General features: G+C 68.3%; 13 protein-coding genes. 10 read left to right on the forward strand and 3 right to left on the reverse strand.

The window, feature by feature from the left end; all coding sequences use genetic code 11:
- The first annotated feature begins 73 nt into the window (after positions 1-73).
- From ACWPOC_RS20225 to secA, 3 genes are all read left to right on the forward strand, one after another.
- Positions 74-718 carry a ComF family protein gene (locus tag ACWPOC_RS20225; RefSeq protein WP_120279856.1) on the forward strand — a complete coding sequence of 215 codons (645 nt, stop codon included), beginning with the start codon at positions 74-76 and terminating at the stop codon, positions 716-718.
- A 235-nt stretch (positions 719-953) separates the two neighbouring features.
- The gene (hpf, locus tag ACWPOC_RS20230) at positions 954-1,622 is read left to right on the forward strand and encodes a ribosome hibernation-promoting factor, HPF/YfiA family (RefSeq protein WP_060651341.1); all 669 of its coding nucleotides are present in this window, start codon (positions 954-956) and stop codon (positions 1,620-1,622) included.
- A gap of 184 nt (positions 1,623-1,806) precedes the next feature.
- On the forward strand, positions 1,807-4,611 hold the full coding sequence (gene secA, locus ACWPOC_RS20235; protein ID WP_455409240.1) for a preprotein translocase subunit SecA: 2,805 nt from the start codon (positions 1,807-1,809) through the stop codon (positions 4,609-4,611).
- A 92-nt stretch (positions 4,612-4,703) separates the two neighbouring features.
- Here the strand turns inward: secA and ACWPOC_RS20240 are convergent, their stop codons facing one another.
- Positions 4,704-5,255 carry an Rv3235 family protein gene (locus ACWPOC_RS20240; protein WP_455409230.1) on the reverse strand — a complete coding sequence of 184 codons (552 nt, stop codon included), beginning with the start codon at positions 5,253-5,255 and terminating at the stop codon, positions 4,704-4,706.
- A 173-nt stretch (positions 5,256-5,428) separates the two neighbouring features.
- Here ACWPOC_RS20240 and ACWPOC_RS20245 point away from each other — a divergent pair, with 173 nt between their 5' ends.
- The 6 genes from ACWPOC_RS20245 to ACWPOC_RS20270 all read left to right on the forward strand — a co-directional run bounded on the left by ACWPOC_RS20245 (position 5,429) and on the right by ACWPOC_RS20270 (position 11,694).
- Positions 5,429-5,917 carry an HAD-IA family hydrolase gene (locus ACWPOC_RS20245; protein ID WP_268655767.1) on the forward strand — a complete coding sequence of 163 codons (489 nt, stop codon included), beginning with the start codon at positions 5,429-5,431 and terminating at the stop codon, positions 5,915-5,917.
- Positions 5,914-7,323, forward strand: coding sequence for a WS/DGAT/MGAT family O-acyltransferase (locus ACWPOC_RS20250; RefSeq protein ID WP_120279853.1), 1,410 nt, complete (start codon positions 5,914-5,916; stop codon positions 7,321-7,323). Before ACWPOC_RS20245 ends, ACWPOC_RS20250 begins: the two co-directional genes overlap by 4 nt.
- A gap of 3 nt (positions 7,324-7,326) precedes the next feature.
- On the forward strand, positions 7,327-7,836 hold the full coding sequence (locus ACWPOC_RS20255; protein ID WP_120279852.1) for a DUF6912 family protein: 510 nt from the start codon (positions 7,327-7,329) through the stop codon (positions 7,834-7,836).
- A gap of 110 nt (positions 7,837-7,946) precedes the next feature.
- Positions 7,947-9,077, forward strand: a complete 1,131-nt coding sequence (locus tag ACWPOC_RS20260; protein ID WP_120279851.1) for a ferredoxin reductase — start codon at positions 7,947-7,949, stop codon at positions 9,075-9,077.
- Between the two features lie 31 nt (positions 9,078-9,108).
- On the forward strand, positions 9,109-10,395 hold the full coding sequence (locus tag ACWPOC_RS20265; RefSeq protein WP_120279850.1) for a fatty acid desaturase family protein: 1,287 nt from the start codon (positions 9,109-9,111) through the stop codon (positions 10,393-10,395).
- A 63-nt stretch (positions 10,396-10,458) separates the two neighbouring features.
- Positions 10,459-11,694 (forward strand): fatty acid desaturase family protein, encoded by a 1,236-nt coding sequence (locus ACWPOC_RS20270; protein WP_059382247.1) that lies wholly within the window; start codon positions 10,459-10,461, stop codon positions 11,692-11,694.
- Between the two features lie 74 nt (positions 11,695-11,768).
- Here ACWPOC_RS20270 and rsgA read toward each other — a convergent pair whose 3' ends face one another.
- Together rsgA and aroA are read right to left on the reverse strand one after the other, a co-directional pair.
- Entirely contained in the window at positions 11,769-12,788 is a 1,020-nt protein-coding gene (rsgA, locus tag ACWPOC_RS20275) for a ribosome small subunit-dependent GTPase A (protein ID WP_120279849.1), read from the reverse strand.
- Positions 12,755-14,041, reverse strand: a complete 1,287-nt coding sequence (gene aroA / locus ACWPOC_RS20280; protein WP_183070746.1) for a 3-phosphoshikimate 1-carboxyvinyltransferase — start codon at positions 14,039-14,041, stop codon at positions 12,755-12,757. The genes rsgA and aroA overlap by 34 nt, the downstream gene beginning before the upstream one ends.
- A gap of 80 nt (positions 14,042-14,121) precedes the next feature.
- On the opposite strand from aroA, the gene ACWPOC_RS20285 reads away from it, so the two are divergent.
- Positions 14,122-14,883, forward strand: coding sequence for an SOS response-associated peptidase (locus ACWPOC_RS20285; protein ID WP_120279847.1), 762 nt, complete (start codon positions 14,122-14,124; stop codon positions 14,881-14,883).
- Positions 14,884-14,892 lie beyond the last annotated feature (9 nt).

A 14,892-nucleotide genomic window follows, 5' to 3' on the forward strand; every position in this document is an offset into this window, starting at 1 on the left:
GCCGATGGTGACGCCCGGGCGTCGGTGCCGATGGTGACGCCCGGGCGTCGGTGACTTCGGGCACACTCCCGGTGTGCTCACCGCCCTTCTCGATCTCGTCCTGCCCGCCCGGTGCGGTGGTTGTGCCGCTCCCGGAGTCAGCTGGTGCCGGGCGTGCGCACGCGAGCTCTCCGATCATCCCGTGGCAGTCGCGCCGCGCGTCGACCCCGGGATCCCGGTGTGGAGTCTGGGCCCGTACACCGGCCCCAGGCGCCGCGCGGTGATCGTCGCGAAGGAGCGTGCCCGTCGGGATCTCGCCGAGCCGCTCGGGCTCGCGTGGGCCGTCGCGATCGCGCGGCTGCGCCGATGGAGCGAGCTGCCCGAGGGTCCCTTGATCGTGACGCCCGCCCCCACCCGGGCGCGTGCGGCGCGGGCACGCGGAGGCGATCCCGTCACGCGTGCCGCCCGGGCCGCCGCGACCCACGACCGTCGCCTCCACGTGCATCCGATCCTGAGTGTGGCGGCCGGGGTGCGTGATTCGGTGGGGCTCTCGGCAGCCGACCGGCAGCGCAACCTCGCCGGCCGTGTCGGGGTGCGCGCCGACGGTCTGCCGCGCACGATCCCGGTCCTCGTCGTCGACGATGTGCTCACCACCGGAACCACCGCGCGCGAGTCGGTGCAGGCACTCCGACGCGCCGGATTCGACCCTCTCGGAGTGCTCGTGATCGCCCACGCGTGAGCCCGCGGACGGGCCCGGAAAGTACCTCACCGAGTGACCGGAAGGCGACGCGATGTGAAATCACGCGGGAACGGTGGCACACCTCCGCGTTACGTACTACCGTCGCCATCAGACCCGGAAACAACAAGGTAGACGGGTGGAAACGCCTGTTCTTCCGATTCCGGGCGAGCGCGCTCTCGCGCTCATACATCATGCCGGCGCGCGGGCTGCGCCGGCCGTAACTCGGGAGGTACGCGTGACGACCCCTTCGAAGTCCAGAGGTTCCGTTGCAGAGGCCGATGCCGCCACGGAAGGCCCCCGTGCCGACGTTGTCGTGAAAGGACGCAACGTCGAGGTCCCCGATCACTTCCGGATCTACGTCTCCGAGAAACTCGCTCGGCTCGAACGTTTCGATCCGACGATCTTCATCTTCGACGTCGAGTTGCAACACGAACGCAACAGGCGTCAGAGGAAGAGTTGTCAGCGGGTCGAGATCACTGCCCGCGGAAAGGGACCTGTCGTACGTGCCGAGGCCAGTGCCGACAGCTTCTACGCTGCCTTCGAGTCTGTGATCAGCAAGCTCGAATCGCGCCTGCGACGGACGAAGGAGCGCCGCAAGGTCTCCTACGGTGAGAAGACGCCCGTGTCCGTGGCGGAAGCCACCGCGGCCCTCGCCCAGGACGACGAGCTCGCCATCTCGCCCGACCTGTCGCTCGGCGACAGCGAGAAGGAACCCCAGGACGGTCCCGGTCGCATCGTCCGGACGAAGGAACACAACGCTCAGCCGATGACCGTCGACGACGCCCTCTACGAGATGGAACTCGTCGGTCACGACTTCTACCTGTTCCACGACAAGGAGACGGACAAGCCGTCCGTGGTCTACCGGCGACACGCCTTCGACTACGGTCTGATCAGGCTTGTGTGACACTGCCGGGAGTGACCGAAGGCACCTCGCCATCGCGATCACTCCCGCGCAGCGCCTACCATGGAATCCGGCCGGGGTCCGACAAGGCCTCGGCCGGATTTCTTGTCCGTGCAGGTACCCGAGATTGAGGACGAACACACCAGTGCTGTCGCTGACGAAGCTGCTCCGGATCGGTGAAGGTCGCATGGTCAAGCGGCTCAAGCACATCGCCGAGCATGTCGATTCCCTCTCCCCGGACTTCGAGGCCCTGACCGACGCCGAGCTCCGGGCCAAGACGGACGAGTTCCGGAGCCGCTATCAGGACGGTGAGACGCTCGACGATCTGCTTCCGGAAGCCTTCGCGACCGCGCGGGAGGCGTCCTTCCGTGTGCTCGGCCAGAAGCACTATCTCGTCCAGATCATGGGTGGCGCGGCGCTGCATTTCGGCAACATCTCCGAGATGAAGACCGGTGAGGGCAAGACCCTCACCTGCGTGCTGCCGGCCTACCTCAACGCGATCTCCGGCGACGGCGTCCACGTCGTCACGGTCAACGACTACCTCGCCAAGCGCGACGCCGAGTGGATGGGCCGCGTGCACCGTTCCCTCGGACTCGAGACCGACGTGATCCTGTCCGGAATGACCCCGGCCCAGCGCCGCGCGGCCTACTCCGCCGACATCACCTACGGCACCAACAACGAGTTCGGCTTCGATTACCTGCGCGACAACATGACGCACTCGCTCGACGACCTCGTCCAGCGTGGCCACAACTTCGCGATCGTCGACGAGGTCGACTCGATCCTCATCGACGAGGCCCGGACCCCGCTGATCATCTCGGGTCCGGCCGACGCGTCGAGCAAGTGGTACTCCGAGTTCGCGCGCATCGCCAAGCTGCTCGAGCCGGAGGTGCACTACGAGATCGACATCCGCAAGCGGACCGTCGGTGTGCACGAGGCCGGCGTCGAGTTCGTCGAGGACCAGCTCGGCATCGACAACCTGTACGAAGCGGCCAACTCGCCGCTGGTGAGCTACCTCAACAACGCCATCAAGGCCAAGGAGCTCTACGCCAAGGACAAGGACTACATCGTCCGCAACGGCGAGGTCGTCATCGTCGACGAGTTCACCGGCCGCGTCCTGTCGGGCCGCCGCTACAACGAGGGCATGCACCAGGCGATCGAGGCCAAGGAAGGCGTCGAGATCAAGGCCGAGAACCAGACGCTCGCCACGATCACGCTGCAGAACTACTTCCGCCTGTACGACAAGCTGTCGGGCATGACCGGTACGGCCGAGACCGAGGCCGCCGAGCTTCACCAGATCTACAGCTTGGGTGTCATCCCGATCCCGACCAACCGCCCGATGGTGCGCGTCGACCAGGGCGACCTGATCTACAAGACCGAGGAAGCGAAGTTCGCGGCCGTCGTCGACGACGTCGTCGAGCGTCACGAGAAGGGCCAGCCGGTCCTCATCGGTACGACGAGCGTCGAGCGATCGGAATACCTGTCCCGGCAGTTCACCAAGCGCGGTGTTCCGCACAGCGTGCTCAACGCGAAGTTCCACGAGCAGGAAGCGCAGATCATCGCGCAGGCCGGCCGGTCCGGCGCGGTGACGGTCGCGACGAACATGGCCGGTCGCGGTACCGACGTCGTGCTCGGCGGCAACCCCGACATCCTCGCCGACATCGAGCTGCGCAAGCGCGGCCTCGACCCGGTCAACACGCCGGAGGAGTACGAGGCGGCCTGGGACGAGATCCTCGAGCGGATCAAGGCCGAGTCGAAGGCCGATGCCGAGAAGGTGCGGGCCGCCGGTGGCCTGTACGTGCTCGGCACCGAACGGCACGAGTCGCGTCGTATCGACAACCAGCTCCGTGGTCGCTCCGGTCGTCAGGGCGACCCGGGCGAGTCGCGGTTCTACCTCTCGCTCGGCGACGAGTTGATGCGCCGCTTCAACGGTGCGGCGCTCGAGTCGATCATGACGCGGCTGAACCTGCCCGACGACGTGCCGATCGAGGCGAAGATGGTCTCCAAGGCCATCAAGAGCGCGCAGACGCAGGTCGAGCAGCAGAACTTCGAGATCCGCAAGAACGTCCTCAAGTACGACGAGGTGATGAACCAGCAGCGCACCGTCATCTACGAGGAGCGCCGCCGGATCCTGCGCGGCGAGGACCTCGAGGGTCAGGTGGAGCACATGCTCACCGACGTGATCACCGCCTACGTCGACGGTGCGACTGCCGAGGGCTACGTCGAGGACTGGGATCTCGAGCAGCTGTGGACGGCGCTCAAGACCCTCTACCCGGTGGGTGTCGACCACAAGACGCTCGTCGCCGAGAACGAGGACCTCGACCGCAACGGTCTGCTCGAGGTCCTTCTCGAGGACGCCCGCGCCGCCTACACACGTCGCGAGGCCGAACTCGAGGCCATCGCCGGTGAGAATGCGATGCGCGAACTCGAGCGTCGCGTGCTGTTGTCGGTCCTCGACCGCAAGTGGCGCGAGCACCTCTACGAGATGGACTACCTCAAGGAGGGCATCGGCCTGCGCGCCATGGCGCAGCGCGATCCGCTCGTCGAGTACCAGCGCGAGGGCTTCGACATGTTCACCGCGATGCTCGAGGGCCTGAAGGAGGAATCGGTCGGATTCCTGTTCAACCTCCAGGTCGAGGCCGCGCAACAGCAGCAGTCCGCAGGTGTGGCGGTCACGCCGGCCTCTGCGGCGGCCGCCGCGCAGGCGGCCCCGAGCCTCGCCAAGGCTGCTCCCGCCCGCCCGGCACAGCCGGCCCCCACGGCACAACAGGCACAACCGGCGCAGGCGGAGCCTGCACCGGCCGCGCTGCGGGCCAAGGGTCTCGACGAGACCGAGCGGCGCCTGACCTACACCGGTCCCGACGAGGACGGCCGCGCCCACGTCGCGCGTACGACCGCCGGTTCCGACGCGGGCTCCGCGCCCCGGCAGGCGGGCACCCGCAAGGAGCGTCGTGCCGCGGCCCGGCGGGACGCGAAGACCAACCGGCGGCGCTGAACGCGCTGAGTCGAAGACTCACATAGGTGCTGAGTCGAAGACTCACATAGGTGCTGAGTCGAAGACTCACGATCACCCCACGACCCTGTGGCTCACCCGAGCCACAGGGTCGTGATCGTCCAGCGGTGCGGAGCACGAGGACGGGGACGCTTGCGCACCATCCGGCCGGCGAAGGCGAACACCCGGTCCCCGCGGCCGTAGCTGCCGAACAGTTCCACGGTGTCGGTGTCGACGGGACGCACCCGCGTCCGCAGCAGCACCGCGGTGCTGCGTCCGGCACGCGGAGGCCGGGCCGCGGTGATCGTCGCGACGAGACGTGGGTCGAGGACCGTGGTGGACTGGACCGCGGGACGGCGGCCGTCGACGACCTCGAGGACCAGGCGCACCGCCGTCTCCGCGACCCGCACGACACCCGGATCGAGCACGATCGCAGGCCGGTCACCCGGTCCGGTGGCCGGACCTTCGGTGCCCCGGCCGTCGGCAGGACGTCCCGTTCCGTCGCGGCGGAGCGGGGCGCGTCCCGAGCGTCCGTCGTGCGGCGTGGGCCGCCGGGCGACGTGGCTGCGGGGACGGTGGCAGGTCTCCTCGGCAGGAGGTTCGAGGTGGGTCAGGCGGCGCACGTAGCGCCCGGTGTGATGCGGCATGGACTCTCCCGGAGGGCATGAGAACGGATCGTCACGGTGACACCGTGACGGCGGATGATTCGGGAGAGGACGAACCGCGCACATGATGCCACATCGCCGGGCGACGGTCCCGGTTCGACGCGCGCGGGATGCGCTGCGCGAGCAGGACGTCCGGGACCTACGGTGGTGTCGTGATGCGAGGACTCGTACTCGATGTCGGTGGCGTCCTGGTCGGACCGGGAAGCGACCCCGACACCTTCGGCGCGGCCGTGACGGTCCTGCGCGCGCGTGGGGTGCGGACCGCCCTGCTGAGCAACGATCCCGGTGGGCCCGGCGCGCAGTGGCTGCGCGATCTCGAGGGCCCGTTCGTCGACCGCGTGGTGCTCTCGGGTGACACACGTGTCGCCAAACCCGACCCCGAGAGCTACCTGCTGGTCGCCCGGCTGCTGGACCTCGAACCCGGCGAGTGCGTCTTCGTCGACGATTCGGTCGGCAACGTGCGAGGCGCCGCCGCTGCGGGGATGGTCGGCGTACACCATGATGGTTCACACGACGCGCCGGGCGAACTGGCCGTACTCTTCGATCTCGATCCCGAGGAGATCGGGATCGGAGCCGTGGACGGCACCGAGTCGTGGTGGCGGCGCTCGGGAGGTTCGGGGCAGGAGGGGGAACGGGGTCGATGACGAGCCGGATGACGGCGCAGGACGCGTCGTACTACTACCTGGAGACGAGCAACACGCCGATGCACGTCGGGTCGCTCGCGATCCTCGAACCCCCCGAGGGCGGTCTCGACTACGAGAGCGTGCTGCGGTTGGTCGAGCAGCGACTGCCCGAGGTGCCCCGTTACCGGAAGAAGGTGCGGGAGGTCGCATTCGGGCTCTCGCGACCCGTCTGGGTCGACGACCGCGACTTCGACATCACCTACCACGTGCGACGCTCCGCGCTGCCGAAACCGGGCTCCGACGAACAGCTGCACGACCTCGTCGCGCGTCTGGTCTCGCGACCGCTCGACCGCACGCGACCGCTCTGGGAGATGTATCTCGTCGAGGGGCTCGCGAACGATCGGGTGGCGCTGTTCACGAAGTCGCATTCGGCGCTCGTCGACGGCGAGGAAGCCCTCGACATCGTCCAGGTGCTCTTCGACAAGGAGCCGGTGCCGCGTGAGGTCCCCGAGGAATTGTGGATGCCCGAACGCGAACCGTCGGAGTCCGCTCTGCTCGTCGGAGCGCTCGCCGAACTCGTCGCGCGCCCGGGGGAGGGGATCGCCGCCGTGCGATCGGCCGTGGGCGATCTCACGGCGACGCTCACCGAGACCGTCGACGCAGTGGGCCGGATCGCACGTACGGCTGCGCAGTCGGCGCCCGAGACGCCGCTGAACACGCAGATCTCGAGGAGCCGCCGGTTCTCCGTGGTGCACTCCGATCTGGAGCCCTACCGCAAGATCCACTCCCGCTACGGCTGCACGATCAACGACGTGGTGCTCGCGGTCCTCGCCGGCGCGCTGCGGTACTGGCTGCTCTCCCGCGGGGAGCCGGTCACCGAGGCGACGGTGGTGCGGGCGATGGTTCCGATGTCGGTGTACACCCAGGATCCGGACGACTGCGGCGACAACGACACGATCCAGGTGCACCCGCAGGGCGAGGTGTCGTCCTTCCTGCTGGATCTGCCGGTAGGGGAGCCGAACGCGGTGGTCCGTCTGTCGCACATCGCGCACGCCGGCGAGGCCTATTCGCGGCAACGGCGACGCGTGGCGGCGCAGACGATGGTCCGCTTGTCGGGCTTCGCCCCGGCGACGATGCACGCGGTGGGAGCCCGGGTCGCGATGGGTTTCTCGCAGCGGATGTTCAACCTCATGATCACCAACGCGCCGGGGCCGCAGCACCCGCTCTACCTCACCGGAGCTCGGCTGCTCGAGATCTTCCCGGTCTCGCCGCTGCTGAAGAATCAGGCCCTGAGCATCGCGTTGACGTCCTACGACGGCAAGATCTACTACGGTTTGAATGCGGATCGTGATGCGATGCCCGATGTGGACGTGGCAGCGACGCTGATCCAGGAATCTCTCGAGGAGTTGACGGATGCCGGCAGGTGAGAAGTGACGCGTGTCTATGTACCGGCAACGCTCGCGATGTTGCAGGGCCTCGTCGCCGACGGTGAGGTCGACGCGGTGGGCCGGACGGCCTTCGCGGTGACCCCCGCTCTGCGCGAGGCCTACACGGCGGGCGACGACGAGGAGCTCGCCGAGGTCGCGATGGCCGAGGCGGCACGCGCGTCGCTGCGGTTGCTCGGATCGGAGGAGCCGAACGATCACCCGTCCTTCGTGTCCCGTCGGGTGGTGATCGCCGCCGACGTCGACGAGGTGAAGCCGCGACCGGATCTCGACGATGCGGTCGTCAAGCTCACCGGGCCGATCACGATGCGTGCGGTCGCGTCGGTGCACATCGACCTGCAGGAGGCGGAGGCCGACGTCGCGCGGGCACGCGAGATCGTCGATGCCGCAGAACTGGGCGACGAGGAGGCCGAGTTCGTCCTCGGCGACGCGGAGGACCACGAACTGGCGTGGTACGCGGCCCAGGAACTGCCCTTCCTGCTCGAACTGCTCTGACCTCGCATATCGCCACGCCATCGGTGTGACGACCGTCTCTCGCGCAACCTACGCTTCCGTAACCTCTGATAACCTACGGAGCCGTAACCGGAGTGAGGAGAAACGGTCGGATGGGCCTGAAGGAATGGATCGAGAAGCCTGCGGCACACGTCGCGCCAGGAGAGAAGTCGCTCTCCAACGTCCTGCGTGGCGCGGTGGCCCGGCTGACCACCCCTCTGCTCCCCGACGACTACCTGCACCTGGTCAACCCGCTGTGGTCCGCCCGTGAACTGCGCGGGCGAATCGTGTCGGTGCGCCAGGAGACCCCCGATTCCGCGACGATCGTCATCCGTCCCGGCTGGGGTTTCGATTTCGGATACGCACCCGGCCAGTACATCGGCATCGGTCTGCACATCGACGGTCGCTGGCACTGGCGCTCCTACTCACTGACCTCCTCGCCCACCTGGGACGACAAGGTCATCTCCATCGCCGTGAAGGCGATGCCCGAGGGCTTCCTGTCCAGCCACCTCGTCGGCGGTGTCCCCGAGGGCACCGTCGTGCGCCTCGCCGCCCCGAAGGGCGATTTCGTCCTGCCCGACCCGCCGCCGGCGAAGATCCTCTTCCTCACGGCCGGCAGTGGCATCACGCCGATCATGTCGATGCTGCGGACGCTCGACCGGCGTGCGGTCGAGCGCGAACTCGACCTGCCCGACGTCGTGCACATCCACTCCGCGCCGACGGCCGAGAACGTGATGTTCCGGTCCGAGCTCGAGCGTTTCGACGCCACCCACGATCGGTTCCGCGTGCACGTGCGTCACACCCGTGAGAAGGGCAAGTTCGCGCTCTCGGAGCTGGACGAGGTGTGCCCCGACTGGCGCGAGCGTCAGACCTGGGCGTGCGGTCCCCAGCAGATGCTCGACGACATCACCGCGCACTGGGCCGCGGAGGACATCGAGGATCAGGTCCACCTCGAGCGCTTCGCCGTCAGCCGTGCCGACACCTCGGGCTCGGGCGGAACGATCACGTTCGCGAAGTCCGGCAAAACCGTCACCGTGGACGGCGCCACGACGATTCTCGAGGCCGGTGAGAGCGTCGGTGCGCTGATGCCCTTCGGTTGTCGGATGGGAATCTGTCAGACTTGTGTTGTGCCGCTCGAGAAGGGGCACGTCGTCGATCTGCGATCCGGCAAGGAGCACGCAGAGGGCGAACGCGTCCAGACCTGCATCTCCGCCGCTGCCGGCGACTGCACACTGGACGTGTAGACACCGACAGCAAACCTCCGAAGGATCCCGCTTGGCCATCACCGACATCCGCGCGTTCTCTCATCTGACCGAAGACGACATTGTTGCTCTCGCAAACGAATTCGACGCGATTCGACGGGATGTGGAGAATTCGCGCGGCCCGCGGGACGCCCGCTACATCCATTCCGTCATCCGTGCGCAGCGTGTGCTGGAGGTGGTCGGACGCTGCGCGCTGTTCGGTTCGCGTCGACGGTCGCGCTGGATCATCGGTACCGCGGCGCTGTCGCTCGCGAAGATCATCGAGAACATGGAACTCGGGCACAACGTGATGCACGGGCAGTGGGACTGGATGAACGACCCCGAGATCCACTCGACCTCGTGGGAATGGGATCAGACCGGTCCGTCCGAGCACTGGAAGCGCGCCCACAACTACGCGCACCACACCTACACGAACATCGTGGGCATGGACGAAGACGTGGGATTCGGCATCCTGCGGATGACGCGCGACGAGAAGTGGCGTCCGCGCAATCTCGCGCAGCCGATCGCGAACATCGTCCTCGCGCTGACCTTCGAGTGGGGGATCGCGCTGCACGACCTCTCGGCGAAGAAGGAACTCGAGGGCGTCCCGCCCGCGCAGTGGAATTCGGGGCCCAACAAGGAATTCGCGGCGAAGGCCGGCCGGCAGGTCGTCAAGGACCTGGTGTTCTTCCCGGCGCTCACCGGCCCGGCCTGGCGCAGCACGTTGTCGGCGAACCTCACCGCGAACGTGATCCGCAATATCTGGGCGTATCTCGTGATCTTCTGCGGCCACTTCCCCGACGGCGCAGAGAAGTTCACGACCGAGCACTACGAGAACGAGACGCGCGGGGAGTGGTATCTGCGCCAGTTGCTCGGCAGCGCAAACATTTCCGGTGGGCGTGCGATGGATTTCCTCACCGGGAATCTCAGTTACCAGATCGAGCATCACCTGTTCCCGGACCTGCCGAGCAACCGCTACCCGGAGGTCGCCGCCCGTGTGCGGGCGCTGTGCGGCAAGTACGACCTGCCGTACACGACCGGCTCGCTCGCCCGGCAGTACTGGCTCGCCCTGCGCACGATCCACAAGCTCGCCTTGCCCGACCGGTTCCTCAAGGCGACGGCCGATGACGCCCCCGAGACCTCCTCCGAGCGCAAGTTCGACAGGTGGCGCCCGGACGCGCCCGCGGTGGTCACCGAGACGTCCACCGGACGTCGCCGGGGTCTCCTCACGGCGCTGCGGGTCCACGCGGAGCATGCGGTAGCAGAGCGTCGTCGTCGCCGTGGTGAATCGGGTCACCGGCGACCTTCCGTCACTGTGTGATTCGCGCCACAGCTCCGAATCCGGCTAACCTACGGGCCCGTAACCTACGGTAGAGTAGCCCGCATGGCGATATCGGATGTCAAGGAGTACGCGCACCTGACGGAGGCGGACGTCGAGGCCATCGGCCGCGAACTCGACGCCATCCGGCGCGATATCGAGGAGTCCCGCGGTGAGCGCGACGCTCGATACGTCCGCAACACGATCCGGCTGCAGCGCGGCCTCGAGATCGGCGGGCGCCTCGTGCTGCTCGGCTCGAACAAGCGTCCGCTGTGGCTGCTGGGCACGGGCATGCTCTCCCTGTCGAAGATCATCGAGAACATGGAGCTCGGGCACAACGTGATGCACGGGCAGTGGGACTGGATGAACGACCCCGAGGTGCACTCGGCCAACTGGGAGTGGGACAACGTCGACCCGTCGGCGCACTGGAAGATCACCCACAACTACCTGCACCACAAGTACACCAACATCCTCGGTATGGACGACGATGTGGGATACGGACTGCTGCGCGTCACCCGCGACCAGCGATGGAAGCCGTTCTACCTCGGCAACGTCGCGTACAACGCCATCCTCGCAGCGCTGTTCCAGTACGGCATCGCCATCCAGCTGCTCGAGCTCGGCAAGGTCATCCAGGGACGCGACGACCGCGAGCTCACCAAGGCACGCGGCAAGGAGGTGCTCGCCAAGCTCGGCAAGCAGCACCTCAAGGACTACGTGATCTATCCGGCGCTCACCGGCAAGTCGTGGAAGTCCACGATGAAGGCCAACGCCACGGCCAACTTCGTGCGCAACATCTGGACCAACGCGGTGATCTTCTGCGGTCACTTCCCGGACGGTGCGGAGAAGTTCACGAAGCAGGACATCGAGACCGAGACGCGTGCCCAGTGGTACCTGCGTCAGATGCTCGGCTCCGCGAACATCTCCGGCGGCAAGGTCATGGACTTCATGACCGGCAACCTGAGCTACCAGATCGAGCACCACATCTACCCCGACCTGCCGTCCAACCGGTACGCGGAGATCGCGGTGCGGGTGCGTGAGCTGTGCGAGAAGTACGACCTGCCGTACACCACCGGCCCGCTCGCGGTGCAGTACTGGAAGTCGTGGCGCACCATCGCGAAGCTGTCGCTGCCCGACAAGTACCTCAAGGACGACCGCGACGCCGCCCCGGAGACCGCCTCCGAGCGGGGCTTCGGCGGAGCGCCGGAGATCGATCCGGCCACCGGCCGCCGTGTGGGTCTGGCCACCACCATCGAGAAGACCCGCAAGCGCGGATTCATCCGCCGCGCGCTCGGCATGCGCTGACGGTCACGAGAACGAGCACGAACCCCGGCACCCACAGGTGCCGGGGTTCGTGCGTTCAACCGGGGTTCGTCGGTTCACCAAGGGTCGTTGGACGCGAGCGCCGTGAGCAGTTCGCGCACGGCCATCGCCCGGTTGTGCGACTTGCCCTCCAACGAGTCGAAGGCGCATTCGGGATCGGCGGGCGGGCCGAGATGCGTGCACCCGCGCGGGCAGTCCTCGACCGCTTCGGCCAGGTCCCCGAACGCCGCGACGACGTCGTCGGGCCCGATGTGCGCGAGCCCGAACGACCGGATGCCCGGGGTGTCGACCACCCACCCGCCCTCGGGCAGGTGCAGGGCCACCGACTGGGTGGAGGTGTGCCGTCCCTTGCCCACCCCGGAGACCTCACCGGTGGCGCGGTCGGCGTCGGGGACGAGCCTGTTCACCAGTGTCGACTTGCCGACCCCCGAGTGCCCGATCAGGGCGGTCACGCGACCGTCGATCCGCTCGTGCAGGGCGGTGAGATCGTCGTCCTGACCGACGAGCAGCACCGGGATGTCGAGATCCGTGAAGTGCGCGGCGAACTCGTCGGGATCGGCGAGGTCGCTCTTGGTCAGTCCCAGCAGGGGAGCGAGACCGCCGGCGTAGGCCGCGACGAGTGCGCGTTCGACGAGTCCGGTCCGCGGTGGGGGATCGGCGAGCGCGACCACGATGAGCAGCTGTTCGGCATTGGCGACGACGATGCGCTCGAACGGATCGGTGTCGTCGGCCGTGCGCCGCAGGACGGTGCTGCGGTCCTCGACCCGCACGATGCGCGCGAGCGTGTCGGGGCGACCGGAGAGATCGCCGACGACACCCACCTGATCGCCCACCACGATCGGGGTCCGGCCGAGCTCGCGTGCCCGCATCGTCGTCACGATCCGATCGGGATCACCGCCGAGCGCGACACCCCACCGACCTCGGTCGACGGAGACGACCATGCCCTCCTCGGCATCGAGATGGGCCGGGCGGTCCTTCGTGCGCGGCCGCGAGCCGCGTCCGGGGCGAACCCGGACGTCGGACTCGTCGTACTCCCGCCGCCTCAGGAGTCGCTCCCCGTCAGTAGCGACTCCCACAGACCCTCGAAGTCGGGGAGCGTCTTGGCGGTGGTGCCGATGTCCTCGACCTCGATCCCGTCGACGACGAGCCCGAGGATCGCCCCGGCCGTGGCCATCCGGTGGTCGGCGTAGGAGTGCCAGGTGCCGCCGTGCAGCGGAGCCGGCTCGATGTGCAGCCCGTCCTCGGTCTCGGTGATCGAACCGCCGAGACGACCGATCTCGGTGGCGAGTGCCGCCAGCCGGTCGGTCTCGTGACCGCGCAGGTGCGCGATACCGCGCAGGTCGGAGGGCGAGGCGGCGACCGCAGCGAGGGCCGCGACGGTCGGCGCCAGCTCGCCGACGTCGTGCAGGTCCACGTCGAGACCCCGCAGCTCGCCCGGGCCGCGCACGGTCAGCGTCCCGTCGGCCCACGTCACCTCGGCGCCCATCTGCTCGAGGATGCCGCGGATCGCATCGCCGGCCTGGGTGGTCGACTCCGGCCACAGGGGCACCGAGACGACACCACCGGTGACCGCCGCGGCCGCGAGGAAGGGGGTTGCGTTCGACAGGTCGGGCTCGACGGTGACGTCGACGGCCTTGATGGTCGTGGGGGGCACCCGCCAGGTGTCGGCCTCGGAGGTGTCGACGGGGACCCCGGCCGTGCGGAGCATCTCGACCGTCATCTCGATGTGCGGCATCGAGGGCACCGGTTCGCCGGCGTGGTGGACCACCACGCCCTCGTCGAAGGCGGCACCGGACAGCAGCAGACCCGAGACGAACTGCGAGGACGCGGACGCGTCGATGGTGACGGAACCACCGCGCACCGCACCGCGGCCGTACACGGTGAAGGGCAGCCGGTCGCCGTCGATGTCGGCACCGAGGGCGCGCAGGGCGTCGAGCACGGTGCTCATCGGGCGGACGCGGGCCTGCTCGTCGCCGTCGAACCGCACATCGCCGTCGGCCAGTGCGGCCAGCGGCGGTACGAACCGCATGACCGTGCCGGCCAGTCCGCAGGCGACCTCGCCTCCGCGCAGGGGGCCGGGGGTCACGTCGAGGGTGGTGCCGCCGTCGCGCTCGGTGACGGTCGAGCCGAGCGTGCGCAGGGCCCCTATCATCAGATCGGTGTCGCGGCTGCGCAGCGCGCCGGTCAGGGTGGACGGCCCGTCGGCGAGTGCGGCCAGGATCAGGGCACGGTTGGTGATCGACTTCGATCCCGGCAGCGTCACCGACGCTCGAACCGGGGACACGGCGCGGGGTGCTCTCCACAGACTCACCCGACCATCTTCACCCATCCGGACCGGTGCGGGCACCCTCGCCCACCCGGTGCGCGCCGGTGTCGGTTCCGTCACCCGGCGATGCCACACTCGACGGCATGTGCGGAAGGTATGTCTCCACGGCCGACCCGGCGACGCTCGCCGTCGAACTCGACGCACTCGACGAGACCGGCGACGGCAGCAGCGGCCCGGACGGGCGCGGCCCCGACTACAACGTCGCGCCGACGACCGAGGTGCTCACCGTCGTCGCCCGGCACGACGAGGAGGATCCCGACGGTTCCGTCCGCCGCCGTATCCGACGCATGCGCTGGGGACTCGTGCCGCCCTTCGCCGAAGAGGTGGGCGGAAGCGCACCGCTGATCAACGCGCGATCCGAGTCGGTCGCCACCAAGCCGAGTTTCGCGCGGTCGCTGCGCTACAAGCGGTGCCTGGTCCCGATGGACGGCTGGTACGAGTGGCAGGTCGAACCCGCGCCGGACGGCAAACCCCGCAAGGTGCCGTACTTCATGGCGCCGGCCGACGGATCGCGGATCTGCATGGCCGGGGTGTGGGCGGAGTGGCGCGACCCGCGGAACCCGAAGGCGCCGCCGCTGTCGAGCACGGCGATCCTCACCGCGCAGTCGGTCGAGCAACTCGGCAACGTGCACGAGCGGATGCCGCTGATCCTCCCGCCGGAGCGGTGGGACGCGTGGCTCGACCCCGACAGCCTCGGCCATCCGGATCTGATCGTGCCGAGCGTCGAGGCGATCTCGGCGATCGAGATCCGCCGCGTGTCCGCGAAGGTCAACAGCATCCGCAACAACGGCCCCGAACTGCTGCAACCCGACGACGGTGCCGGCGATCAGATGGTGCTGCTGTAGACGCCGGAC

The sequence above is a fragment of the Rhodococcus sp. 5G237 genome, assembly GCF_053764735.1.